Raw genomic sequence first — 25,141 nt, forward strand, 5'->3', positions numbered from 1 at the left:
TAGAGAACGCCAACGAGACCTGGCAAATACCAGTGGACACGCAATCATGCAGCCGCAGAGCTACAATCGAGAGGAAATGTGGATGAGATTACGCATTGCAATGCAGGCGGCCACCTATGTTTTTGCCACTGTTACAGCCCCCGTGTTGACCCTGGCATCTGTTTTTACCCTGGCATCCGCGTTTACCTTGGCATCCGTGTCGGCTCAGGCAGCTGAACTGTCGATTGTGACCGGGTTTGAGGACCGTGATCTTCAAATCCTGAAGTCCAATTTGGCAGTTTTCGAAGACCGCACCGGCAATACGGTTACCATCGTTCCCCTGCCGCGCTACACCAACGATCAGTTCGAGCGCTATTCATTGTGGCTGACAGCCCAGAATGAGGACATTGATGTCTATCTGACGGATACTACTTGGGCACCGCAACTGGCAGAGCATTTTCTTGATCTGGCCGAGCCAGCAGCAGACATCATACAATTGCATTTTCCAGCCACCATCGAATCCCAAACCGCCAATGGCAGGTTGGTCGCGCTGCCGATGTTCGCCAAGGCGGCTGCGCTGTATTATCGCAAGGACCTTCTGGAAAAGCACGTCGCCTTCGTGCCGGCCAGTTGGACGGAAATGGTGGACACAGCCAGAAACATCCAGGAAGCCGAGCGGGCCGGCGGCAACAGGAACATGGTCGGCTTTGTATTTGCCGGAGCCCCGGGAGAAGACCTGGCGGCAAATGCCCTGGAGTGGATCAAATCTCATGGCGGCGGCCAGATTGTTGAACCGGACGGAACCATCTCCATCAATAATACACGCGCAGCGGAAGCATTGAAGAAAGTGCTGGCCTGGATTGGCGATGTCGTGCCTCTGGAAGTTGTTGACTATGATGAAGCTGCAGCAAGACAGGTCTGGGATGCGGGAAATGCTGTGTTCCTGCGGGCAGATTCAGATGAATTCAGCCGCAGTAGAGCCGATGATTCCGCGCTGAAGGACCGTGTTGAAATGACCAGTCTGCCGATCGGCGAAGGCGGTTCAAGCCCGGCTGCAACCCTTGGCGGCTGGAATGTGGCGGTGTCACGCTATACACCGCATCCGCAAGAAGCGACCGAACTGGCCCTGTTCCTTGCGTCAAGTGATGTTCAGGAGCAACTTGCAATCCAGCAGGGCAAGCTGCCAACCATTACTGCCCTGTATAATGATCCTGACGTGACCACGGTGCAACCCGGCATCCGGCGTTGGAAAAGCATTCTGGAAAATGCAGTGCCGTTGCCATCGGCCACAACCATGCAGAATTACAACGAGGTCATCAATGAATTCTGGACTGCAGTTCACAACACCTTGTCTGCAAACGGGTCTGCGGAAGAAAATGTGACGATACTGGAACGCCGGCTGAAACGGCTGAAGGGCTCCGGCTGGCGCTAGAAACCGTTCATGGCCACTTCCAACAATCCAGGAAAAGCCCCGTTGTCGGCTTCATTCTGTGTATTCGGCGGCGCCCTGATAGACCGTGTCGGAACCTTCAGGACGCAGTTTCACCCAGGCCAGTCTCATCCAGGCGACTGGCAGCAGACTGTCGGCGGCGTGGCATCAAATGTCGCGCGGCATCTTGCCGCCTTCGGCGCAAGTGTAAAATTCGCATCTGTCTTCGCTCAGGATGCCGCTGCTGAAACCGTGCGGCAGCGGCTGACACAGGACGGCCTGTCGATCATTTCCGGCAGTGTCATTCCAGATGGCGTGACCCCGACTTATACAGTCATGCATGACACCGGTGGCAATGTCATTGCCGGCCTCGCCGACATGGCACTTCATGAGCATATGAACGCCAGTTGGGTGCGGAAAATGGCGGCAGCGGCAGCGTACAGCTCGCACTGGGTTGCCGACACGAATTTACCGCCGGAGGCGCTGACACTTCTGACAGAATTGAAACAAGGCAACCCGCTTTATATCGTGGCTGTATCGCCCGCTAAAATGGCAAAAATTGCCGATCTTTTGCCAGAAATTGATGGCCTGATCTGCAACAGGCAAGAGGCGCAGGCGCTGACTGGAACAGCCTATGCTGACGCGCCGGATGCCGCTGCCGGACTTGCCCATGCCGGCTTACGGCTCTGTATCATCAGTGATGGCGCAAACAGCAGCGCGCTGGCCCGGCGCAAGGCGGACCAGAACCTGCAGATTGTGCGACAAAAACCGCTGCCCTATTCTGGCAGCTCTGGCAGTTCTGGCAGCTCTGGCGGATCAGACCGGCATGCGGTGCGCTTGACTGGGGCCGGCGACAGCTATGCCGCCGCCTGCCTCTACGCGCTCTGCACCTGGCCGGATACCAGCGCTGACGACATTTTGAACTATGGCCACGCCGCCGCCCGCCTTGCAATCGCAGCCGAAGACACCTGTCCGGCGCTGAGTTGGCAGAGCATTGATGAAACAGCAGCAGAAAGCTAGATCACGTCCATGTCCACACCGAAACAGACCCTGTCAGGACTCCTGAAAATATCCAGGCCGGTTGCCACAGCTCTGGCGGCAGGCCAGCCGGTTGTGGCTCTGGAATCGACCATCATAACCCACGGCATGCCCTGGCCTCAAAATCTTGAGACCGCACATGCCGTGGAGCAGACCGTAATGGACGCCGGAGCCGTACCTGCGACGATTGCCGTTCTCGATGGCGCGATACGGATCGGCCTGTCGGCAGAAGAACTTGACCGACTGGCGCATCTGAAACAGGTGCGTAAACTGTCGCGGGCAGACCTTGCCCACGCGCTTGTTCTGGGCGAAGCCGGATCAACAACCGTGGCGGCAACCATGATCTGCGCTCAGCTTGCCGGTATTCAGGTTTTCGCCACCGGCGGGCTTGGCGGCGTTCATCGCGGCGCAACCGAGAGCATGGACATATCCGCCGATCTTGGTGAATTTCAGAAATCCGAAATTGTGGTTGTCTGCGCCGGTGCCAAGGCCATACTTGATATTCCGAAAACTCTGGAAGTGCTGGAAACGCTCGGCATTCCGGTGTTGTCTTATGGCACGGACAGATTTCCCGCTTTCTGGTCACGCGACAGCGGTCTGGCATCACCGTTGCGGCTCGATCATCCGCAGCAGATCGCCGATTTCATGCGCATCAGAAAACAGCTCGGACAGAGCGGTGGGGTGATTGTCGCCAACCCGGTGCCAGAAGCAGCCGAAATAGACAAACAGATTTTGGAGCCTTTGATTTCCCGCGCTCTGAAAGAGGCCCGCGCGGCCGGTATCGGCGGCAAGGCGGTGACACCCTTTCTGCTGCAGCGGATTTTCGAGTTGACCGAAGGCCGCAGCCTGGAAACGAATATCGCGCTGGTCCTGAATAATGCAGTTCTGGCGGCCAGGATCGCCGCCGAACTCTAGAGAGCGTTTCACGGTTACATTGAACCATTTGATGCTCCAGATCAGTTCATCGGCAAGGCAGTCAACGCAGTGCGATGCAGGGCATCGGGCAAGTTGGCTAACGCTGTCCGGTGGGCTGATATGGAGCACCGAAGGCCGGGTTTGCACGCCCGCCGGACGTCGTTACACTCCGCTTGTGGTCATGAAGACCACGGCGCGAAGTGTGCCTCGCCAGCAAACGCGCAAATCCGGTCAAATGCTTCAATGTAACCGTGAAGCGCTCTAACCGCTCAAGTGTCGTCCAGCACTTCCTTCACGGCAGTGGCCAACTGTTTCAGCGAGAAGGGCTTGGGCAGGAATGAGAATTTATCATTCTCACCCAGATTTTTTGCAAATGCGTCTTCTGCATAGCCCGAGACAAAAATGATCTTCAGATCCGGCTGGGTCTCCCGGAGTTTCTTCAACAGGGTCGGGCCGTCCATTTCGGGCATCATCACATCGGAAATAACCAGGTCAATCTGCTCGTCTATTTCATCGATCAGTTCCAGTGCCTCAGTGCCGGTCGAGGCCTCATGAACCTTGTAGCCGCGCGATGCCAGCGCCCGTGCAGCAAATGCCCGCACCGCCTCTTCGTCTTCCACCAGCAGAATTCGGGCGGAGCCCGTCAGATCGGTATGTTCCGGCGTTTTCTTGATTTCTGCAACCTGTTCTTCGCCCTCTTTTTCAACATGGCGCGGCAGCATGATGCGGAATGTCGTTCCTTTTCCAACCTCGCTGTCGACATAAATGAAGCCGTCAGTCTGCTTGATGATGCCATACACGGTCGACAAACCAAGCCCGGTGCCCTGCCCCACATCCTTGGTGGTGAAGAACGGTTCGAACACCTTTGACAGAACCTCAACCGGCATGCCGGTGCCGGTATCAGAGACTTCGATAAGAACAAATTCAGCCGCTGGAACCTCGGCACGCGACAAAGCAGCGGCTTCTTCCGCTGACATATTGCGGGTTTTGACCTTCACCGTTCCGCCTTCCGGCATGGCATCCCTGGCGTTCACTGCCAGGTTCATGATGACCTGTTCAAACTGGTTCAGATCGGCCTTGACCGGCCACAAATCGCGGCCATGACGCACTTCCAGCGATACCTTCTCACCGAGCAGCCGATCCAGCATCACCGAAACTTCGCTCATCACATCGCTGAGCTGCAGCACTTGCGGGCGCAATGTCTGGCGGCGCGAAAATGCCAGCAGCTGGCGCACCAGGCCGGCAGCCCTGTTGGCATTCTGCTTGATATTCATGATGTCCTGGAAGGACGGATCGGAGGGTTTGTGAGTGTTCAGAAGGAGATCGGAAAAGCCGATAATTGCGGTCAGCACATTGTTGAAATCATGGGCGACACCGCCAGCCAGCTGGCCGATGGCCTGCATTTTCTGGCTTTGGGCAAACTGCTCTTCAAGGGTGCGTTGTTCGGTCGTTTCCAGCGCGAAGATAATCGCCGCTTCATTGTCATCATTGGCTTCCACACCGCTGACATAAATTTTCGCGGAATACTCCTCATCGCCCTCCAGCGTGACATCGATCGGCTCAATTCCGGAGCGGCCATTAATGGCGGCGGTCAGCGCAGCACGCAGGTTCGGCCGGTCCCGTTCAACCACACTGTTGACCAGATCGACCTGACGGCCTTCGACAAAATCAGGCCCGAACAGTCTGACAAACCGCGCATTGCAGCGGCCAAGACGGCGGTCCCTGGTGACGGACGCAATGGCGATTGGCGTTTTGTTGAAAAACCGCGAGAACCGTACTTCGGCAGCGCGCAGGGCGTCCGACGCATCACCGCTGCGGGCGCGGTTGATGACCACGCTGCGCGAGGCACCGATCTCTCCGTCGGCATCCTGCGGCACGTGATGCACCAGCCGTACCGGCACGCTTTTACCGCTGGAATCCATGAAGTCCAGATCAATGGTCTCGCTGGCCGGTTTGATCAAAGTTCCATTCGCCGCCAGCAGATGTCCGGCGGCCTGATTGTCGACAAGATCAAACAGATGCAGATCAGAGGGTCGAACTTCGGCAATATCAAGTTGCAGCCATTCAGCCAGGGTCGCATTGAGATAGGCCAGCCGTCCGTCGGGATTGATTGACAGAAAACCGACCGGCGCATGATCAAGATAATCAATTGCGGTTTGCAACTCCTGGAAAATATGCTCCTGGGTCTTGCGGTTCTGGCTGATGTCCGAGACGCGCCAGACCTGCAGCGGCAGGGCCGCATCATCGACAGGAAGCGGCCGGACCTGCACATTATACCAGTAGCCATTTGAACTTCCGGGCAATGTCTGGCGGTCATTCATGCCGTTTGCTGCGCTCAGGGATACCGGCAGACGCACCTCTTCATCAGCAGCCTGATTGGCCTGAATGATCTGCCCGAGCCGGAAAATCGCGTCTGCGGCATCCGGGTCGCGGCTGAAAATCGTTTCCACACTGCGCAAAGCGGCGTCGTTATCGGCGCCTGTCAGCCGCTTGTAAGCCGGATTTGCATAGATGATGCGCCCGGCATGATCGGTGACACAGATGCCCTCTGCCAAAGTATCGACAAACAATCTGGAGAGTTTGTTGTCACTGCTGTCGGCGGTGTCGTTCAAGACGCCAAGAGCCCAGAGAAACAGGCACAGAATGCCTATCGTGGCGAACAATCCAAGAAAGCCCATGACCAGCTGGTCGGCATAGGCCGGCGGTGCGTAAAGCAGAGCGCCCACACTGACAATGAGCACGACAACAACTGTTGCCAGGCGCATGAGACGTGTAGAACCGCTGCCGGCGCTGTTTGAGGCGGCATCCTGGCGCTTGTGGTCAGGTTGGTTATTTACGCGAGTGGGTGTCACAACAATCCGGGCTTCATATGTCTTGCAGGCATTTATCCAGGCTCATTGGCTGCTTGCAATGAATCGCAACCCTTAAGAGACTTATTTGCAGATGCCCTTCCTGTCACGAAAATTGTGCGTTTGGCTGGCATTGCCGGGGATTTAATGCCGTTTCAGCCGCATCACGAAACCAATCACCTCGGCAACGGCCTTGTAATGATCTTCAGGAACCTGGTCATCAATTTCCACCGTCGCGTAAAGGGCACGCGCCAAAGGTGGATTCTCAACCACCGGAACCTTGGTGTGTTCGGCAACTTCACGGATTTTCAGGGCCACCGCATCCACGCCCTTGGCAACACAGACCGGCGCATTCATACCCTCTTCGTAAGACAGCGCCACGGCAAAGTGGGTCGGGTTCGCAATCACCACAGTTGCATCGGGAACACGCGACATCATACGGGCACGACCGCGCTCCATCCGGATCTGGCGGATTTTGGCCTTAACCGCCGGATCGCCATCTGAATCCTTGTGTTCATCGCGCACCTCTTTCAGCGTCATTTTCTGACGTTCAAAGAAACGGTGCTTCTGCCACAGAAAATCCAGACCGGCGATGATCGTCATCAGCGCCAATGTTGTCATCAGCAACTTGACGGCCATTTCGTGAAACAATGGCAAAATGGCGCCTGGCGGACTGACCAGCACCGCCTCAAGACGGTCGCGTTCCGGCCACAGCGCCGCCATGATAAGAGCAGCGACGAGGCCGAGCTTGGCAATACCCTTGACAAAGTTCACCAGAGCCTCAGTCGAAAACAGCCGCTTTGCACCGGCCAGCGGCGAAATCTTGGACAGTTTGGGTTTGAGCGGATCGGCAGACAGCACCAGCTTGTGCTGGATGAGATTTCCGGCAGCCGCCGCAAGCACCAGAAGCAAAAATGGGATGGCCAGCGCGCCGGCAAGATCGCGACCTGTCTGCATCCACAATGCACCCATTGCACCGCGATCCAGCGACAGGGCATGCGCATTTGCCAGATATCCGCGCAACAGGCCGCCCAATGCGGCCGCGCTGGGCGGTGCGAGAAAGGCGAACAGCAATGTCACCATCATCAGCACAAACCAGGTACTGACTTCCTGGCTCTTGGCAACCTCGCCCCGTTTATGGGCGTCGGCCAGCTTTTTCGCCGTGGGGTCTTCAGTTTTTTCCGCCTTGTCCGGTTGGTCAGCCACAGCCTGTTATCCCTATGCCAGAAACCGGCCGAGAAGGCCTGAGAGGTACTCGTGGTAAACCATCATGATCGTTGTCAGAAGTAATGCCAGAAGGACAAAGCCAAGCAGAATAGAGGCGGGCATCGCGATAAAGAAAATCTGAACTTGCGGCATCAGGCGGCTGAGAACGCCGACGCCGACATAGAAAATCAGGCCGAACACCAGAAATGGCGCTGACATGCGAACTCCCAGGGCAAAGGCTTCCGCCATCGACAAGACGGCAGCCATCGCCATTTCACTGGTGGCCGGAATCGTGCCAGGCTCAAACAATGTGTAACTGTCGTGAATTGCCGCAATAACGAGGTGATGCAGATCATTGGCAAACACCAAAGTGAGCGCAAGAACACCCAGAAAGTTGGAAAACAGCGCGCCCTGAATGCCCTGGGTCGGATCGACGCTCTGCGCCAGTCCGAGCCCCATCTGATTAGCGATGGTGCTGCCGGCAACGGATGTCGCCATCAGCACCATGCGCACGGTCAGACCGATAAACAGGCCGATCAGTATTTCCTTGATCAATGGCAGCAGAGCTCCCAGCGGCCATGAAACCGAAGCGAAGGCCGGCAATTCCACCAGAGGCACCATCAGCAGCGTCATCAATAAAGCGAAAGCAAGGCGCACACGGGTTGGAATTCCGTTCTGGCCGAAGCCCGGCAACAGCATGACGAGCACACCAACCCGGGCGAATACCAGCATGAAGCGATACGCCAGATCCGGTGCCAGCGTGATTTCCACCTAACGCCCCGATACGATGTGATCGGCGACGCGATCCATGAAGCTGTTGAGCGTTTGCCCCATGAACGGCATCGTAATCAGAATCGCGACAAAAATGGCGATGATCTTGGGCACGAAAACCAGTGTCATCTCCTGAATCTGGGTCAGAGCCTGAAGCAGTGCAATGAGAACACCAACGCCCAGACCAACCAGCATCACCGGTGCACTGATGGCCAGCAAGGTCGTGATGCCGTCCCGGGCAAAGTCAAGCACTTCCGGGCCAGTCATGTCATCCCCTCAACTGGCTTGCAGAATCGTCCCGAATCCATCCTCATTCCGGGAGCGTAGAGTGATTCATGATTACAGTGAACCATATTACAGTGAACCATTTGATGGTCTAGATCGGCATTCGCATGATTTCTTCATAGGCCGAAATGACGCGATCCCGCACCGAGACCATGGTCTGCAATGCAAGCTCGGTTTCCGCAACAGCTGTCACCATTTCAACCATATTGGCGGTAGGCTGACCGGTTGCGAAAGCCATGCTCGCCTGTTCGCCGCCCTGACCGGTTGCCACAGCATCTGTCGCCACCTGGGACACCATTGATGCGAAGCTGGCGTTGGGTTCTTGCGCCTGTTGCGCCGGTTTTGCCGGCAACTGGCTGGTGGCTTTTGATATGGCTGAATAGGCGTTTGAGGCACCCAGAGCAGTGTTGATTGCCATGGCGGATTATCCTCTCAGGATATCGAGGGTGCGCTGCATCATCGTGCGTGTGCTCTGTATGACATTGAGATTGGCCTCATAGCTGCGCTGGGCCTGCCGCATATCGACAGTTTCGATCAAGGCGTTGACGTTTGGAAGCTTGACATAACCGTTTGCATCGGCAGCCGGATGGCCGGGCTCAAAGCGGGACTTGAAATCAGAACGGTCTGTTCTGACCGGGCCCAGTTCAACAACCGACGCCCCTGTTTCGCGATCCAGTGTCGCCTGAAAACTCGGCATCTTCCGTCGGTATGGATCAGCACCTTTTGTTGTTCCGGTGCTGTCTGCATTGGCAATGTTTTCCGCAATGATACGCATGCGTCCACTTTGCGCCCGCAATCCTGAGGCGGCCAGTTTCATGGATGTCAGGAAATCCATCGCGTTGTCCTTTCAGATGTGATCATCGCCCTATGGCAATCCGGAACAGGCCCAGTGTCTTGCTGTAAAGCGATGTGGCAGCCTGATAATCAAGTTGATTGGCTGTCACTTTCATCATTTCTTCTTCAAGGACCACCGCATTGCCTTGTGGCGTCACTTCATATCCAGCCTCCGATCCATTAATCTCCGCGCGCCGGGCCGGAGCCAGCGCTGTGGAGATATAGGCGGAATTGGTGGTCATTGCTGTTGGAGTGAGTTGCAGTCCCCGCGTCGAAGCGGCACGGGCCAGTTGCGCGAAATCGGGCTTTGCCAGCTCACGCGCCCGAAAGCCCGGCGTATCGGCGTTCGCGACATTTTCAGCCAGCAGTCGCTGCCGGGATTCATGCCAGAACATTTTAGATTTGAGCGCTGACAGAAGGCCAGCATCACCAATTCCCACGTCCGGCCCCCACAGCGCATTACCCAAGTCAGAATCTTGAAATAGTTGATTAATTATTAATGGCGGTGATTTGGTTAACAAAACCTTAACCCCTTTAACAATTTCCTAACTATGATGGCTGCATTCTGCCGCAATTGGATTCGAAGGTCGGTGCAAAGGTTCCTGATATGAACCAAATCCACCAATTGAACGAATTTTTTGAGTTAGGGTAGCGGAATGCGTGAGTATTTGTTGCAGTTTATGAGTGAAGAAGCAGCCATGGGCGTACAGTTTCTTCTGGCACTGCTTGTTGTATTGATTCTGTTTGGCGTGTTCGTATGGTTTCTGCGCCTTATTACCGGAAAGCGCCGGAGCAACCCGCCGCAGCGTCAGAACCGGCTGGCGATTCTTGACAGGGCACAGATCGACGAGACCCGCAGTCTGTTGCTGGTGCGCCGCGACGATGTGGAACATCTGGTTATGATCGGCGGTCCCAGCGACGTCGTTGTAGAGGCCAATATCGATCCGTATGACGAGGAAGATGAAGCCGAATCCAGTGAAAAGCCTGGCCATCAGATCGCACGCCGGGTTATCGCACAACGCCCGCTGCGCACAATGTCACTCAGCGGATCGGCAGCCAAAGTCGCAGAAAGCATCGGTCTGACAGCCGTCAGCAGACCTGAGGCCACGCTTGCTCCGCCTCCACCTCCGCCTCGCCAGGCTGCCGCGGAACCGGACCGTATAAGCGATAAAATTGAACCTGCAGAAATTCGGCCAAACCCGGTTGCAGCCGAACCCGCGCCTGCCGAATGGCAAGAAACAGGACCGGCCAAGGTGGCCCTATCGGCCGAATCAGTGGCGCCGATTCGTCCGGTTCAGCCGGTCGTGCCGCAACACAACATATCTGCGCCGGTTCACGCCTCCATGCCCGAGATTCGTCCGCAGCCCAAATCCGAGACCGTCAGCCGCGACATCGAAATGCACGAAGCGCCGGCGGAGGACGCTCCGCAATACGATCTTGCAGCAGACTTCGAGAACGCCTTGTGGCAGGAGATGCAGGAAGCAGATAACTCCGATCAGCAAACTCCTGCTATGCAACAGCGGCTGCAGGCAACTCATTCTCAGCATTCGGATCGGGAGCCACAAACGTCTGTTCCCGCCAACCGGGACTCCGCGCAACGGCCGGATAACGACGCTCCCAGGGGGCGGCAGAATTCATCCGAACAGCAACAGGACGACAATACAGCGGCCTTTGCTGCTGTCATGAGCCAGGAAGCGGAAACGCCGCAGCAGCCAGCCTATACAGAGGTTCAGCGGGAGCGTGACAATCTGGCCCTCGAAGATGCGATTGCCGGCATGCTGAACGATGAGCAACCGAATATAGACGCTTCTGACAGCACTGAAAGTAGCGTATATACACCATCAGAATCAGTCCCAGATGGCACTGAACGGCCTGTCGATACGACGCATCCGGGCCGGGTTGATGACGAGATGAGCCGATTGCTTCAGGAACTGGCGGTACCGAACCGCGCATAACCAATCGCCAGTTCTTCTCCAGTGCGGCCAGGGTTTTAACGCTCTGGTCGCTGGCAGTTGTGCTGAGCATGCTGACCGGCAGTGCTTATGCGCAGGAAATCTCTATCGGATTTGGTGACGGAACAGGGGTCAGCGAACGCGCCGTTCAGATCGTTGCGCTGATCACCGTCCTCAGCCTGGCTCCATCCATACTTGTCATGGTCACCAGCTTCACCCGCATTGTTGTGGTATTGTCGTTATTGCGGTCCGCCATCGGATTGCAGACTGCGCCTCCCAATGCGGTCATGATCAGCCTTGCCCTGTTTCTGACTGCCTTCATTATGACGTCGACTTTTGAAACGGCCTATAATAATGGGCTTGATCCGCTTATTCAGGGTCAAATGGAGTTTCCCGAAGCGTTTGAGGCGACGGCTGCCCCGTTCCGCAGCTTCATGCTGGCACATGTGCGCGAGAAGGACCTGCAATTGTTCCTCGATCTAACCAAGGGAGAGCAGCCTGAAACACCCGAAGATATCAGCCTGCGGGTTCTGGTCCCCGCCTTCATGATCAGTGAGTTGAGGCGGGCTTTCGAAATTGGATTTCTGATCTACATGCCGTTCATCATTATTGATCTGGTTGTGGCCTCTGTGCTGATGGCAATGGGCATGATGATGCTGCCGCCCGTTGTGATTTCGCTGCCGTTCAAACTGATTTTTTTCGTGCTTGTTGATGGCTGGAGCCTGCTGGCCGGTTCTCTGGTTGAGAGCTTTCAGATCCCTGTGCCGTAAGTGCGTTTCCTCACCAAACTTTGCCACGCGCCGCCACGCAGACGGGATTTTCAATCCTGTCGCCGCGCATCAGGATCACCTCGTCGAGCATGTTTGACACCACGCAGGCATGGTTGGGAATGATCCGCACCTGCTGGCCGACGGCCAGATTCACAGGCCCATCGCAGATAAGACGACCGTGCTCTTCGCTGAGTTGATCGATGACGATATCCGGGCGTCCAAGCACATGACCATAACCGTCCAAGCCCAGCAGATCGGAGGTCAGAACCTTGGAGCCCGCGTCAATTATTGCTCTGTTGCCGGACGGCACCGAAACCACAGTCGCCAGGACACTCAAGGCGCAGTCGGAAAAAGCGCAGGTTTCCCGAGCGACGAGCGACCGGTCATTATAGACATAAGTGCCGATTCTGTATTCTGTCGCCAGAGGCATTTCATGCGCGCGCCACATGTCCGGCGAGCCACCGGAGGAAATGATCGGAACCTTCGTACCGGCGGCCACAATCAGGTCCCTGGCTTCAGACAGCCACGCCGCCACCTTTGCTGCGGAAGAAACAGGTGGATAGCTCATCAGACCGGCAAATCGCAGGCCCGGTGATGCATTCAGCACAGCGGCCAGCTCGGCCGCTGCGGCCGGTGTGGAAACACCGCATCTGTCGGCACCGGTGTTGCATTCGACCAGCACCGGGAGAGGCTTTTTCGCGCTTTTGAAACCGTCGCTCAAGCCATCGACAACGGCAATGCTGTCTGCAACCACCGAGAGTGGAATGCGCTGGGAAAGCGCGCGCAGCCGGGAAATTTTTGCAGTGCCCAGAATGTTATATGTAATGAGGATATCCCGCATGTCACCGCCGGCAACCATTGCCTCGGCTTCGCTGATTTTCTGGCATGTGATGCCGATGGCGCCCTGTGCGAGCTGATATTCCGCCAGAAACGGCAGCTTGTGGGTCTTGATATGGGGTCGCAACCTGAGGCTGTGACGGTCGCAATAATCCTGATAGGTGCGGATGTTTCTTTCAGCGACATCCATATCCACCAGAACAGCCGGCGTCTCAACCGATAATTTCGTCATGTTGTGCTTCCTTCCGCCCGATGCGAAGACCCGTCCGGCTGCCGCAATCGTCCTGCCTTATCTGAGCTGCAGGACCGTGACGCGCGATTTGCGCGTGTCCGCAGGCTATCCAGAACCTGAATTAGTATTGACAAAAGCATCTTGAATCGTCAATTTCAATTCCACAATAAAGATATTAATTCCATTATATTGGAATATACAGCGAGGAGGAAGTTATGCTGAAACACCTGTCAACTTACGGAATGGCTGCGGCCATACTTTGCACTTCGGGCAGTATCGCCCTTGCAGACAAACTGCAGGACGTTCTGGACCGCGGTTATCTGATTGCCGGTTCCGGCAGCACCAACGCACCGTGGCACTTCAAAGACGAGAACAACGAACTGGTCGGTTTTGACATCGACATGCTGCGTCTGATTGCCAAAGGACTGTTCGATGACCCGACGAAGATCGAGTTTGTCAATCAGTCGGGCGATGCGCGCATTCCCAACCTTGCCACTGACAAGGTGGATGTCGCCTGCCAGTTCATGACGGTCACAGCAGGCCGCGCCCAGCAGGTTGAATTCACTGTACCCTATTACCGCGAAGGCGTTGGGCTTATGCTGATGGCCGACGGCAAATACGCCAATTATGATGAGCTTGCCGCCGCAGGCAGTGATGTCACCATATCGGTTCTGCAGAATGTCTACGCTGAAGAAATGGTTCACGCCGCTTTGCCGCAGGCAACCGTCGATCAATATGACAGCGTTGACCTGATCTATCAGGCGCTGAATTCCGGACGCTCGGACGCAGCGGCGACCGATCAGTCCTCACTGAGCTGGTTCATGGCACAAAATCCCGGTCGGTATTCCGATGCAGGATATGGCTGGAATCCGCAAAGCTACAGTTGTGCCGTCAAACCCGGCGATCAGCGCTGGCTGAACTTCGTCAATTCGGTTCTGCACGAAGCCATGACCGGGGTTGAATTCAACACGTATGCAGCTTCCTTCAAACAGTGGTTCGGTGCCGAATTATCACCGCCGCAGATCGGATTCCCGGTCGAATTCAAATAACAACCGAGTAACATTCCGAGGGCCGCCAATGGACTATGATTTCAATTTTGCGGCAGTATGGCGCGACTTTGATCTGCTGATGTCCGGCCTTGGCCTGGGACTGGTCCTCGCCGTCATATCAATTGCAATCGGATGTCTGATTGGTTTGGTGGCAGCCTTTGGAATGTTATCGAAAAACAGGCCGATACGGTGGGCTTCGACAGCCTATGTGTCGGCCATCAGGAATACGCCCATTCTGGTGTTGATCCTGTTTACCTTCTTCGCCCTGCCGCAACTTGGTATCCGCTTCGGCAAGATCGAATCCTTTATTATCACCCTGTCAGTCTATTCCGGTGCCTATCTGACCGAGGTGTTCCGCTCCGGTCTTGTCTCCCTGCCCTCAGGCTTGCGGGAGGCCGGATTGTCGATTGGCCTGACCGAACTGCGCACCAGATTCTACCTCGTCATACCCGTGATGTTCCGGTCGGTTTTGCCCTCGCTCAGCAACAATTTCATCTCGCTTTTCAAGGACACCTCTCTGGCTTCGGCAATTGCTGTTCCTGAACTGACTTTCTATGCGCGCAAAATCAATGTGGAGACGTTTCGCGTCATTGAAACATGGCTGGTGGCCAGTTTGCTGTATGTCACAGCCTGTTATGTCATTGCCGCCGTGTTGCGACGGGTCGAAGCACAGCTGGCGATTCCGCGTTAGGGTTGAGAGTATGGAAATAATTCAAGCTCTGGAAGCCATCTGGGCGGCGCGCTGGCCGATCCTGGAAGGTATTGGAAATACGCTTTTCATTTCGGCGCTTTCCATTTTGTTCGGCACACTTTTGGGCGTCGGTGTCGGGTTGCTGCTAACCTACGGCAACCGCATCGTCATATTCTTCATTCGAATTTATACCGATTTCCTGCGCGGCACGCCGGTCTTTGTGCTGATTCTGGCGTGTTTCTACATCCTGTCGGTGGTCGGCATTCAACTGTCAGCTTTTGAAGCGGGCATTTTTGCCCTCACCCTGTTCTGCAGCTCTCACGTCGGAGAAATCGTGCGCGGAGCCCTGCTCGCCATTCCACACGGGCAGAGCGAAGCGGCAAAATCAATCGGATTGACATTTCCGACGACGTTTTTCTCGGTGTTGCTGCCCCAGGCCCTGCGCCAGATTCTGCCCACATGGGTCAACACAGCGACCGAAATCGTCAAAGCTTCGACGCTGTTGTCGATTATCGGCGTTGTCGAACTGCTGCTGTCGGTGCAGCAGGTGATTTCCCGCACCTATTTCAGCCTCGAGCTTTATTTCTTTGCCGGGTTTGTCTTTTTCCTGATCAACTTTGCAATCGAAAAAACCGGCCGTTTTTTCGAACGCAAGGTCGCCATTCCGATCTGAGGTATTCACATGACGGCGCCGGTCCTGGAAATCACCAATCTGCACAAACGCTTCGGCCAGTTGGAAGTGTTGAAGGGCATTGATCTGACGATGCACAAAGGCGACGTGGTCAGTCTCATCGGTTCCAGCGGATCGGGCAAAACCACGCTGTTGCGCTGTGTAAATCTGCTGGAACTATATGAGGAAGGCAGCGTCGCAGTCGCAGGCGAACAGATCGGTTATACCGTGAAGAACGGCAAAACGGTGCTGCGCACGGAGAAGGATATAGCGCGTCAGAGAGCCATGACTGGCATGGTCTTCCAGCATTTCAACCTGTTTCCGCATATGTCAGCCATACGCAATGTCATGCTCGGGCTCGTCAAAACCCGTGGCATGAACAAGGATGAGGCTCGATCTGTTGCCGGCAAGTGGCTGGAACGGGTCGGCCTGCTTGCCTGGAGCGACCATTACCCAGCTCAATTATCCGGCGGCCAGCAGCAAAGGGTGGCAATCGCCCGCGCGATTGCCATGAATCCGCAATTGATGCTGTTTGACGAAGTCACATCCGCGCTGGACCCGGAGCTGGTGAACGAGGTCCTCTCGGTCGTGAAGGACCTTGCCACAGATGGCATGACCATGCTGCTGGTGACGCATGAGATGCAATTTGCCCATGATGTCTCCAGCAAAGTCATATTCATGCATGATGGAACCATTGCTGAAGAAGGCGCGCCCGAACAGCTCTTCCGGCAACCCAAATCGGAACGCCTCGCGGCATTCCTCAAAAATTCAAAATTCTGACAAGGAGACAATAATGACGATCAAGAGACACGGTATCAATGAGGCCAAAGCCGCCGGCCAGCAGCCGCTGCCATTTGCAAAGGCCACAGAAGCAGACGGATGGCTTTATGTGTCCGGGCAGACGCCGATGGTCGATGGCGAGATAATTGATGGCGGCATCGTCCCACAGGCGACCCAGGCTATCAGCAACATGGTCACCATTCTGGAGGATGCCGGGTACACCACTGCCGATGTTGTCCGTATTGGGGTCTGGCTCGATGATCCGCGGGATTTCTGGAGTTTCAACAAGGTGTTCGCAGAGTTTTTTGGCGATCACCCACCGGCCCGCGCCTGTGTTCAGTCAGCGATGGTGGTGGATTGCAAGGTCGAGGTGGATTGCATTGCTTACCGCAAGACAAGCTAACACTGACACCCTATACTGTGTGAAATTTTGGCGGACAAGGACATCAGATGCAGGCCCCGGAAACAGTGCCTAAAAAAACTCGGGCAAGAGGTCTGGAGCGTGCTTTCGCAATTATTGACTTCCTTCATTTGTGCAAAGAACCGAAGCGCCCGATCGAGATTGCCGTCGGCATGGATGCTCCCAAATCATCTGTCTATGAACTGGTCGGACTGCTGACCGCACTTGGTGTGCTGGAACGGGCAGATGACGAAGGGCGCGTATTTCTGGGCCGAAAGTTGCACTATTGGGGGTTGAGTTATCTGGAGAATTTCGATCTGACCAGGTTGGCTCAGCCGATGCTTGAATTCATCACCGAGCGGACCCGTGAAACCTCACAATTATGCATGCTGGAGGGCAACAGATATGCCGTTGTGATGATGAATGAGGGCAACCGGCAATTTCGCATCAGTGCAGATATCGGAGAGAGCATCCCGTTGCCCTGGACGGCCTCAGGCCGATTGCTGCTGGGCCATATGACGGATGCAGAGATTCTTGATTTCATTCCTGATGCGGATTTTGTTCTGCCGGATGGATCGCGACTGGAAAAACAGGCTTTTATTGCCAGCATCCGATCAGCCCATGCAGAAGGGTTTTTTTCCTTCGACAGTCTGGCCGATACCTATACGCAATGCTTCGCCGCTCCGGTCTATGACGGCTCCGGCACCTGTCTCAGCACCCTGTGCCTGATTGCCCCCAAACAGGACGCCAGGGCCAATTTTCAGATGTACAGGAATGTTCTGACCGGTGCCGCAAAGGAATTGACCGCTGCATTGAAATTCGGCCTGAATCACAAAGGCATAGCAGCAGAATAGTCCTGTCCGAAATTAAACCGCTACCGGCTGCTGCCAGCAGGTTTGGGAGCGTGGTTTTCCGATGCACAGAAGTATGATGCCATCCCTGACCACCCCGCTTGTGGAGCAGAAGCAATCCCGTGCCCGAAAGTGATTGCCCCCGACACCGGCACTTACAAAAAACCTTTGCAAATGGAGAGGTTTGCCACGACGGCACTTGCTGCTTTGAAAAGCGGCCTGAATCAATCGTCGCGGTAGACCCGTTCCCGCCTTTCGTGGCGTTCCTGGGCCTCCAGCGACATCGTCGCAATCGGACGCGCATCCAGACGCTTGAGAGAAATCGGTTCGCCGGTCTCTTCACAAAACCCGTAGGTGCCGTCTTCGATTCGCATCAGCGCGGCATCGATCTTGGAAATCAGCTTCCTCTGGCGATCACGGGCCCGCAATTCAACAGCCCGGTCGGTTTCGGAAGATGCCCGGTCCGCCAGGTCTGGATGATTGGAGTTTTCCTGCTGCAATGTTTCCAGAGTCAGCTGACTTTCACGAAGAATATCTTCCTTCCAGCCATGGAGTTTGCGTCGGAAATACGCCTTCTGGCGTTCATTCATGAAGGGTTCGTCCTCGGACGGACGATAATCAATATCAGCAACTGCAGACATTCGCTTGACCTTAATCTAATCCCCGATTGGGCGGACTATACCTACAGGTCCTATCGGAAACAACAGGATTGACGCTTACAATCCCGTTAAGTTTTTTCTCTATTAAAGTATTGATTTATATTGGATTTATAGGTCTAATCAAGCCGGGCCATCGATTAAAGCCCACACATTGCGAGTTCGACGCGGAGCCGCGAATCGATTTTGCGGAGAATCGGATCGAGCCAGACATCGCCTGTGCCTTGCAGCTCCGGCAGACGTCCTTTGAGCCGCATCAGAAGCTCTGTTCATTCATGGCTGCCCAAAGCGCGGATTGCAGCTCTGACAGATCATCAGGTGATTGACCTTTCCGCGTGGCTCACCGCTCTACTGTGTCATGCTCTGAGGATTGCGGCGACAGCAACGCGCCCGGTGAGACATTTTGCTGCGGCCCGGCTCCTTCGACCGGCTCCTCCGGTCGATTCCTCTGGCCTGTCCCGCCTCGGTATCTCCACCCCGCCGATTGTGAACGCCGTTCCTGTAGGCTTTGTTTTGGTTCTCAACGGAGCTGAATCCGCCATTTGCCCCCAGGCTTCGAGCGCATAAGAAATCCCTCGTCAGCCAGTGGGTGTAAAGATGGAATTGCGGGTCGCATGATGGCGCACAACCGCAGACTAAAACTTCGATTTCGCTCTGCGGCTAGTGCTGCACCGGGGATATAGATCGGACCATAAGCTGGAGAATATCCATCAGCCGGTGAACCGCATTGCCTGAGGCAAAACGTCAGGCTTGCGGTTTCAGCACCGCCAGCAGGCGATGTAGGGTGGCAATAGTCGACTGATCTGCAATACCGTCCACACGGGCTGGTCTGAAGTGACGCTGGAAAGCACGCACCACAGCCGCTGTGACATCACAATAATGTCCGTTTTGCGGGCATCCATAGCCATATAGCCCGAACATGGCCTGCAAAGCTGCCACCGGCTCTCCCTGATCCCCAGCCTGGAAAAACCGCCCGTCTCCCAATGGTTCCGGGCGAACGTAATGGCCAATTCCCTTTTCTGCCATATCCGCCCAGGGAAATAATTCTCCCGGATCCTCCTTGCGCTCCGGCGCAATATCGGAGTGGGCCAGCACTCTTTCGGGAATAATCCTGTGCCGCTTGATGATGTGTCGACACAGATCGGTGACGGCATCAAGCTGCGCGTCAGCAAAGGCGTGATAGCCGTGATTGTGGCCCGGATTGGCAAGCTCGATACCAACGGAACGGGAATTGTTGTCGCTCACCCCTTGCCAGCTCGACGCACCGGCATGCCAGGCGCGCGCAAATTCCGCCACGAGTTGCAGCACCTTGCCGTCCTGATGCACGAAATAATGACTCGATACCTGTGATTTCGGATTTTGCAGCCAGGCCAGCGCCTGATCATCATCGGGCATGCCCGTGTAGTGAAGGATCAGCATGTCTACTGGCTGATCCTCCGGCCTTGGTCCGAAATTCGGCGATGGTGCCAGAACCGCCGCTGGATAGTCGGCTCGGGTAATGACGGCTCTGCTCACAATCTGTGCATCCGGGTGATCTGCTCCCAAGCATGATTAATTGCGGCCATCCGGTCATTTGCAATGGCAATGAATTCCGGCGGCACACCGCGGGCGATCATACGGTCGGGATGAAATTCCGAAACCTTTTTGCGATAATTCTGCTTCATTTCCTCCATATCCATATCAGGAGACAGGCCGAGAATCCGATAGGGATCAGCTTTGCCACGATCAACATGGCGCAGTTCGATGGCTTCATAGGCAGTATCGGTGAAGCCGAAAATCTGCGCGACCTGCAACAGGAAAGCGCGTTCGCCTTCATGCAGGACACCATCCGCTTTGGCAATATGAAACAACCCGTCCATGATATCTTCGAGAGTTTGCATATCGTCCTCTTGAAGCCGCGCAATGCGGGCGGCATAGGCTTCAAAGCCTGCCGTGTCCCGCTTGGCAAGGTCGAACAACCGGGCAACATTGGTCTGTTCCGCCTGAGGTATCTCGAACAGATCGCGAAAGGCGTGGATCTCATCAAGCGTGACAATACCGTCAGCCTTGGCCATTTTTGCCGAGAGCGCGATCATTGCAATCGAGAATGCCGCCTGCCGGCGCGCTGTCGGGTCCGTCAGACCTGAAATTGCTTTTGTGATGCGGTCCAGAAATGCGCCGCCAACATCGACGCCGCTTTCCAGCCACTCTTGCAGTGTTTGAAAAATACCCATACCCACCATGTAAAGTATTTTCCTCCAAACGAAAACGGCCTTCCTATGCGCTCCACAAAGTCCACCGAGAATCTGGGTCTCGGCCTGTTGCTTGGCGTGATCGGCGTTGTTTTCTTTGGCGGAACGCTGCCTTTTACCCGTCTGGCGGTGGCCGACATGTCGCCCGCTTTCGTAACGTATGGCCGGGCGGTTGTGGCAGCGGCCTGCGCGCTGATTCTTCTATTTGCCATGGGACGCAAGCCCGTACTGAAGGCCGAAATACTGCCTCTCTTCCTGGCTGCTCTGTGTCTTGTCATCGGCTTTCCCCTGTTCGCGGCGCTGGCGATGCAGAGCGTACCGGCCTCGCATGGCGGAATCGTGCTGGGTATTCTGCCGGTGACAACCGCTTTATGTTCCGCTGTTCTGAACGGCGAACGACCCGGCAGGATGTTCTGGCTCTTGAGTTTGGCCGGATGCGGCCTGATTGTCGCCTTTGCGATGCGCGATGGCGCAAGCGGATTTGAACTTGGTGACCTTTGGCTGTTGCTGGCTGCACTGTTTGCCTCGCTCGGCTATGCAATTTCCGGCCGCCTGTCACGGATCATGCCCGGTTGGGAAGTGATCAGTCGCGGGCTGGTTCTGTGTCTGCCGCTTACATTGATAGGCAGTTGGCTGACCTTTCCCGACAGCCTGGAAACGATATCCGTTTCCGCCTGGATCGGGTTTGCTTATGTCAGCCTGTTTTCAATGTTTATCGCATTTGTGTTCTGGAATGCAGGTCTGGCGCTCGGCGGCGTCGCGCTGGTCGGCCAGACCCAATTGTTGCAGATATTCGTGACACTTGCGGTTTCGCAAGTCATGCTGGGCGAGACAGTCGGGGCCGAGGCATGGGGAGTTGCGACGGTGATTGTGTTTATCATCTTCTTTCTGAAAAAAACGCGTTAGATATTTGAATCGAATCCTGAATTGGAACTCCATTCAGCACCGCCATCCCTCCCTATTTTGAACTCGCCCCCATCATGACGGCACTGGGACTGCGACGCTGATGCGGGACTTCAGCTCCTCGTAAATAAACGGTATTTTTCGTAAAATCATAAAATTGTCGATTTTTCTTGATTCCCATGGTGGCTGCAGATACCCTAAAATCAGCACCGTTGCTTCTGCATTCAGTTTTACAGGTTGCACCCCCGGCAGTTTAGCGACGTAGTGGACGCATCAAATGGGAGGATGAATTATGCAATTCGGATCAATTCTGCGTATCGTAACTGTCGCTGCCGGCCTGACCGTGGCTGTGACTGCAACTCAGGCAGCTGAGCTGCGTATCGGAACCGCAAGTCAGGGCGGCGCGTTCTATCCGGTCGGTCAGGCCATCTCGTCACTGGTCAACAATTATGCTGATGATCTTACCATGGTGCCGATTGTTACGGCCGGATCAGTCGAAAATCCCCGCCTTGTCAATAATGGCGAAGTTGATATTGCCATTACCAATAATAATCTGTCCGTTCTGGCCAATAAGGGTGTCGGCCCTTACGCCAAAAGCGGCGCAATGAACCTGCGCGCCATCGGCTCTCTGCATTTCAGCATTCTGCATATGATGACGCTCGACGGGTCTGACATCGCCAGCATTGCAGATCTGAAGGGCAAACGCGTGGCCGTTGGTCCGGCCGGAGGCGGCACCATTCCGTTTCTCGGCCAGGTGCTGGGTATCGCCGGCCTGTCAATGGATGACATCACCCCTAGCTTTCTGTCCTATGGTGACGGATTCAGCCAGCTGGCCGACGGCAATGTTGATGCAGCCTTTGCGCTGAGCGGCTATCCAGCCGGAGCGGTCATGCAGGCCCAGGCCAACAAGAAGCTGAAATACATACCCATCACCGATGAGCAGTTGGCCGAAGCACTGGCGACATATCCCAACTACAACAAGGTCGTCGTGCCGAAAGCGACCTATGGCACCGACCAGGACGGTATCGTCCTCGGTGTCAATAATATGCTGATCGTCGACGCCGGTATGAGTGACGATGTGGCATTCAAGATCACCCAGGCGATTTATGACCATCTGGACGAATTCCAGGCGGAAAACGCCTACGCCAAACAGATCATCCCGGAAGCCTCACTGGATTTGAAAATTCCACTGCATCCGGGAGCGGCGAAATACTTCGGAAAGTGATCTAAAGCTGAAATGACTAATACGGGCATTGCCGGAGGCGTTCAATTTCCTCCGCAATGCCCCGAATTTCCTGATGATTTAGGCAGCACCCCATGGACAGACTGTTCAGACACTCGGTTGCCATCGTGGCGTTCATCGTCGGATTATTTCATCTGCTGAATGTCTCCGGCATTGTCGTGCTGTCGACACGGGATATCCGGGTTTTTCATCTGATGATGATGCTGGTCCTGCTGTTTCTGACCAAGCCGACCCTGCAGCGCATTGCGGATACCCTGACCGACCGGATCACGCGTCTGGCTCTGGTGGCGCTGGCCACAGCGGTAAGCCTTTACATCATGTCCCGCTGGAAAGACATTGCCATGAGCGGCGGGGAGACCGATGCGCTCGACGCCTGGGTCGGGCTGCTGCTGATTGCTCTGGTGCTGGAAGGGGCACGGCGCGGGGTCGGCCTTGTTCTGGCTCTTATCAGCCTCGCCTTCTTCACCTATCCGTTTTACAGCGAACTTCTGCCCGGCGCGTTGAGCAGCCGCGGTTACAGTGTCACCCGCATTTCGGAGTTTCTGACCACCACGTCACAGGGTATCTACGGCATCCCGCTTGGCGTATCGGCAACCTATATCATCCTGTTTTCCATTTACGGCGCCTTTCTCAGCGAGTTCGGCGCCGGAGATTTCTTCTTCCGCATTGCCAACCGACTGACGAAAAACATGCGCGCTGCCGGAGCCAAAACCGCAGTAATTTTCAGCACTCTGCTTGGCATGATCTCCGGATCTGCTGCAGGAAATGTCGCCGTAACCGGAACCCTGACCATTCCGATGATGAAGAAGGAGGGATACGCTCCGCATCAGGCCGGTGCCATTGAAGCGGTTGTTTCCACAGGCGGGCAGATCATGCCGCCGGTAATGGGCGCGGCAGCTTTCATCATGGCGGAAATTGTCGGCACACCTTACGCCAATGTCATGAAGGTCGCCCTGATCCCTGCCCTGCTGTTCTTCACATCGCTGTTCTTTGTGGTGCATCTGAGGGGTGCCAAGAGCAACATTCAGCCGCTCCAGCAACCGCTTGATGATAATGAATCCATCTGGCTTATTCTTCTCAAGGGCGGCCAGTACATCATTCCCTTCGGTACATTGATTGCGATGATGCTGAATGGTTATTCGCCGTTCAAGGCGTCGTTTTATTCCATTCTGGTTCTGCTGGCGGCTGATGTTATCTGGCAGCGCCGCATCTCAACGGGCATCTTCAAAAAATCGGTGGTTGCGATTACTGAAGGGGCAAAAAGCGTCATCCCCATTGCCATTGCCTGCGCTGCGGCCGGCATTATTGCCGGCACACTTGGCATAACCGGCCTGGGCTCGAAAATTTCAGGGCTGATCATCACCGCCTCCGGCGGCATCACCTTCCTGGCCCTGCTGTTTACTATGGTGACGGCGATTATTCTGGGCATGGGTCTGCCGACCACCGCCGCCTATCTCATACTGGCGACCGTCGTGGCCCCTGCCCTCTCGAAAATGGGTGTTCCCCTGCTGACGGCCCATATGTTCGTGTTTTTCTACGGCTGCGTCTCCACCATCACACCGCCGGTTGCGCTGGCATCCTATGTGGCGGCGGGCATTGCCAAAGCAGATATCAACAAGGTGGGATGGACGGCCTTTGCCTATGGCATAACCTGCTACATCCTGCCTTTCATGTTCTTTTACGGGCCGGCATTGCTGATGCAGGGAGCCTGGCCAGAGATTGCGCTGGCCGTCATTTCCGGTGGGATCGGCGTGTTCTGTATCGCCGCTTTTGTCGTCGGACAGTTCCATGCGCCGCTGCCCTGGCCAATGCGGATTGTTGTCGGCCTGGCTGGAATTGCATCACTGCATCAGGGCCTTGCCACCGATGCCATCGGCCTTGCCGGTTTTGCACTGGTCTGGAAACTCAACAGGCCGGCTAGAATTTTGAGCACTTAGAAAGGATCCCGATTATGTCCCGGAAATTCAGGCGCGTTGTGACCGGTCATGATGTGAACGGCGTTGCCACCATCCTCTCCGATGAACAGGCCAGCTGCATATTAAGCCGTCCCAACAGGCCCGGCGTCACCCTGACAAATCTGTGGCTGAACGACAAAACGCCTGCCGCCATGGAGCGCTCAGACGATCCGGTCACCGGCCCGCTGATCCTGCATCCGCCGAAAAACGGCTCTGTTTTCCGGATTGTGCAATTCGACCCGGAAGATCCGGAGGTTCTGGCGAAACTTGATGGAAAATCCGCCTTTGCCGAAATGGGTGCCGGTGCAAATATTGTCGAAAATGCCCGCCATCCCTTCATGCACCGCACCGACTCGCTGGACTACACCGTCGTGCTCAGCGGCGAGATCTACATGATGATGGATGAAGAGGAATATCTGTTGAAGGCCGGCGATACGGTGGTCCAGCAGGGCACCAATCATGCCTGGTCGAACCGCGGCACCGAACCATGTCTGATTGCTTTCGTCCTGATTGATGCGGTCAAGGAATAATTTCCTGGCTGTTTGCGCAAAGCGCAAATTCCCCTCACTCACCAGGAGACGATCCACGCCCGGCCATACTTGCCGCCGCGTCTGA

At 55.5% G+C, this 25,141-nt stretch carries 26 protein-coding genes; 15 read left to right on the forward strand and 11 right to left on the reverse strand.

All coding sequences use genetic code 11. The features are described 5' to 3' along the window. The first annotated feature begins 82 nt into the window (after positions 1-82). The 3 genes from RAL88_RS04465 to RAL88_RS04475 are packed head-to-tail and all read left to right on the forward strand — an operon-like array spanning position 83 to position 3,361. Positions 83-1,411 (forward strand): extracellular solute-binding protein, encoded by a 1,329-nt coding sequence (locus RAL88_RS04465; protein WP_306267524.1) that lies wholly within the window; start codon positions 83-85, stop codon positions 1,409-1,411. A gap of 9 nt (positions 1,412-1,420) precedes the next feature. Further along, the gene (locus RAL88_RS04470; protein ID WP_306267526.1) at positions 1,421-2,428 is read left to right on the forward strand and encodes a PfkB family carbohydrate kinase; all 1,008 of its coding nucleotides are present in this window, start codon (positions 1,421-1,423) and stop codon (positions 2,426-2,428) included. Positions 2,429-2,437: 9 nt separating this feature from the next. Then, positions 2,438-3,361 carry a pseudouridine-5'-phosphate glycosidase gene (locus tag RAL88_RS04475; protein WP_306267527.1) on the forward strand — a complete coding sequence of 308 codons (924 nt, stop codon included), beginning with the start codon at positions 2,438-2,440 and terminating at the stop codon, positions 3,359-3,361. A gap of 269 nt (positions 3,362-3,630) precedes the next feature. Here RAL88_RS04475 and cckA read toward each other — a convergent pair whose 3' ends face one another. From cckA to flgB, 7 genes are all read right to left on the reverse strand, one after another. Further along, entirely contained in the window at positions 3,631-6,213 is a 2,583-nt protein-coding gene (cckA, locus tag RAL88_RS04480; RefSeq protein ID WP_371932142.1) for a cell cycle histidine kinase CckA, read from the reverse strand. Positions 6,214-6,354: 141 nt separating this feature from the next. Next, entirely contained in the window at positions 6,355-7,416 is a 1,062-nt protein-coding gene (flhB, locus tag RAL88_RS04485; RefSeq protein WP_306267529.1) for a flagellar biosynthesis protein FlhB, read from the reverse strand. Positions 7,417-7,428: 12 nt separating this feature from the next. Continuing rightward, entirely contained in the window at positions 7,429-8,187 is a 759-nt protein-coding gene (gene fliR / locus RAL88_RS04490) for a flagellar biosynthetic protein FliR (RefSeq protein ID WP_306267530.1), read from the reverse strand. After that, the gene (fliQ, locus tag RAL88_RS04495) at positions 8,188-8,454 is read right to left on the reverse strand and encodes a flagellar biosynthesis protein FliQ (protein ID WP_306267531.1); all 267 of its coding nucleotides are present in this window, start codon (positions 8,452-8,454) and stop codon (positions 8,188-8,190) included. A 109-nt stretch (positions 8,455-8,563) separates the two neighbouring features. Continuing rightward, the gene (locus tag RAL88_RS04500; protein ID WP_371932163.1) at positions 8,564-8,884 is read right to left on the reverse strand and encodes a flagellar hook-basal body complex protein FliE; all 321 of its coding nucleotides are present in this window, start codon (positions 8,882-8,884) and stop codon (positions 8,564-8,566) included. A gap of 12 nt (positions 8,885-8,896) precedes the next feature. Next, positions 8,897-9,307, reverse strand: a complete 411-nt coding sequence (gene flgC, locus RAL88_RS04505) for a flagellar basal body rod protein FlgC (RefSeq protein ID WP_306267534.1) — start codon at positions 9,305-9,307, stop codon at positions 8,897-8,899. 22 nt (positions 9,308-9,329) lie between these two features. Further along, entirely contained in the window at positions 9,330-9,773 is a 444-nt protein-coding gene (gene flgB / locus RAL88_RS04510) for a flagellar basal body rod protein FlgB (protein WP_306267535.1), read from the reverse strand. 189 nt (positions 9,774-9,962) lie between these two features. Between flgB and RAL88_RS04515 the strand changes: the two genes are divergently transcribed. Next, entirely contained in the window at positions 9,963-11,261 is a 1,299-nt protein-coding gene (locus RAL88_RS04515; protein ID WP_306267536.1) for a flagellar biosynthetic protein FliO, read from the forward strand. A 68-nt stretch (positions 11,262-11,329) separates the two neighbouring features. Next, complete coding sequence (fliP, locus tag RAL88_RS04520; RefSeq protein WP_306267537.1) at positions 11,330-12,028, forward strand: flagellar type III secretion system pore protein FliP; 699 nt, start codon at positions 11,330-11,332, stop codon at positions 12,026-12,028. A gap of 10 nt (positions 12,029-12,038) precedes the next feature. Here fliP and RAL88_RS04525 read toward each other — a convergent pair whose 3' ends face one another. Further along, positions 12,039-13,097: an alanine racemase gene (locus RAL88_RS04525; RefSeq protein ID WP_306267538.1), complete on the reverse strand. Its 1,059-nt coding sequence runs from the start codon at positions 13,095-13,097 to the stop codon at positions 12,039-12,041. A gap of 242 nt (positions 13,098-13,339) precedes the next feature. On the opposite strand from RAL88_RS04525, the gene RAL88_RS04530 reads away from it, so the two are divergent. From RAL88_RS04530 to RAL88_RS04555, 6 genes are read left to right on the forward strand one after another with little or no spacing between them, the layout of a single operon-like run. Beyond that, positions 13,340-14,146 (forward strand): transporter substrate-binding domain-containing protein, encoded by an 807-nt coding sequence (locus tag RAL88_RS04530; RefSeq protein ID WP_306269582.1) that lies wholly within the window; start codon positions 13,340-13,342, stop codon positions 14,144-14,146. 28 nt (positions 14,147-14,174) lie between these two features. Then, the gene (locus RAL88_RS04535) at positions 14,175-14,837 is read left to right on the forward strand and encodes an amino acid ABC transporter permease (RefSeq protein ID WP_306267539.1); all 663 of its coding nucleotides are present in this window, start codon (positions 14,175-14,177) and stop codon (positions 14,835-14,837) included. Positions 14,838-14,847: 10 nt separating this feature from the next. Then, positions 14,848-15,510, forward strand: a complete 663-nt coding sequence (locus RAL88_RS04540) for an amino acid ABC transporter permease (RefSeq protein ID WP_306267541.1) — start codon at positions 14,848-14,850, stop codon at positions 15,508-15,510. Positions 15,511-15,519: 9 nt separating this feature from the next. After that, entirely contained in the window at positions 15,520-16,287 is a 768-nt protein-coding gene (locus RAL88_RS04545; RefSeq protein ID WP_306267542.1) for an amino acid ABC transporter ATP-binding protein, read from the forward strand. Between the two features lie 13 nt (positions 16,288-16,300). Beyond that, positions 16,301-16,690, forward strand: a complete 390-nt coding sequence (locus RAL88_RS04550) for a RidA family protein (RefSeq protein ID WP_306267544.1) — start codon at positions 16,301-16,303, stop codon at positions 16,688-16,690. 47 nt (positions 16,691-16,737) lie between these two features. Continuing rightward, positions 16,738-17,541, forward strand: coding sequence for an IclR family transcriptional regulator (locus RAL88_RS04555; RefSeq protein ID WP_306267546.1), 804 nt, complete (start codon positions 16,738-16,740; stop codon positions 17,539-17,541). A 221-nt stretch (positions 17,542-17,762) separates the two neighbouring features. Here RAL88_RS04555 and dksA read toward each other — a convergent pair whose 3' ends face one another. The 3 genes from dksA to RAL88_RS04570 all read right to left on the reverse strand — a co-directional run bounded on the left by dksA (position 17,763) and on the right by RAL88_RS04570 (position 20,407). Further along, positions 17,763-18,179 (reverse strand): RNA polymerase-binding protein DksA, encoded by a 417-nt coding sequence (gene dksA, locus RAL88_RS04560; protein WP_306267548.1) that lies wholly within the window; start codon positions 18,177-18,179, stop codon positions 17,763-17,765. 759 nt (positions 18,180-18,938) lie between these two features. Continuing rightward, positions 18,939-19,709 (reverse strand): N-acetylmuramoyl-L-alanine amidase, encoded by a 771-nt coding sequence (locus tag RAL88_RS04565; protein WP_306267550.1) that lies wholly within the window; start codon positions 19,707-19,709, stop codon positions 18,939-18,941. Next, complete coding sequence (locus RAL88_RS04570; protein ID WP_306267551.1) at positions 19,706-20,407, reverse strand: DnaJ family molecular chaperone; 702 nt, start codon at positions 20,405-20,407, stop codon at positions 19,706-19,708. Before RAL88_RS04570 ends, RAL88_RS04565 begins: the two co-directional genes overlap by 4 nt. A 45-nt stretch (positions 20,408-20,452) precedes the next feature. Here RAL88_RS04570 and RAL88_RS04575 point away from each other — a divergent pair, with 45 nt between their 5' ends. The 4 genes from RAL88_RS04575 (at position 20,453) to RAL88_RS04590 (ending at position 25,056) form a co-directional block, all read left to right on the forward strand. Then, a complete protein-coding gene (locus RAL88_RS04575; protein ID WP_306267552.1) occupies positions 20,453-21,331 on the forward strand; it encodes a DMT family transporter in 879 nt (292 codons plus the stop codon). A 289-nt stretch (positions 21,332-21,620) separates the two neighbouring features. Further along, complete coding sequence (locus RAL88_RS04580) at positions 21,621-22,553, forward strand: TAXI family TRAP transporter solute-binding subunit (protein ID WP_306267553.1); 933 nt, start codon at positions 21,621-21,623, stop codon at positions 22,551-22,553. A gap of 92 nt (positions 22,554-22,645) precedes the next feature. Beyond that, a complete protein-coding gene (locus RAL88_RS04585) occupies positions 22,646-24,508 on the forward strand; it encodes a TRAP transporter fused permease subunit (RefSeq protein WP_306267555.1) in 1,863 nt (620 codons plus the stop codon). Positions 24,509-24,522: 14 nt separating this feature from the next. After that, on the forward strand, positions 24,523-25,056 hold the full coding sequence (locus tag RAL88_RS04590; protein ID WP_306267557.1) for a cupin domain-containing protein: 534 nt from the start codon (positions 24,523-24,525) through the stop codon (positions 25,054-25,056). The last annotated feature ends 85 nt before the right edge of the window (positions 25,057-25,141 follow it).

The sequence above is a fragment of the Pararhizobium sp. IMCC3301 genome, assembly GCF_030758315.1.
GTDB lineage: Bacteria > Pseudomonadota > Alphaproteobacteria > Rhizobiales.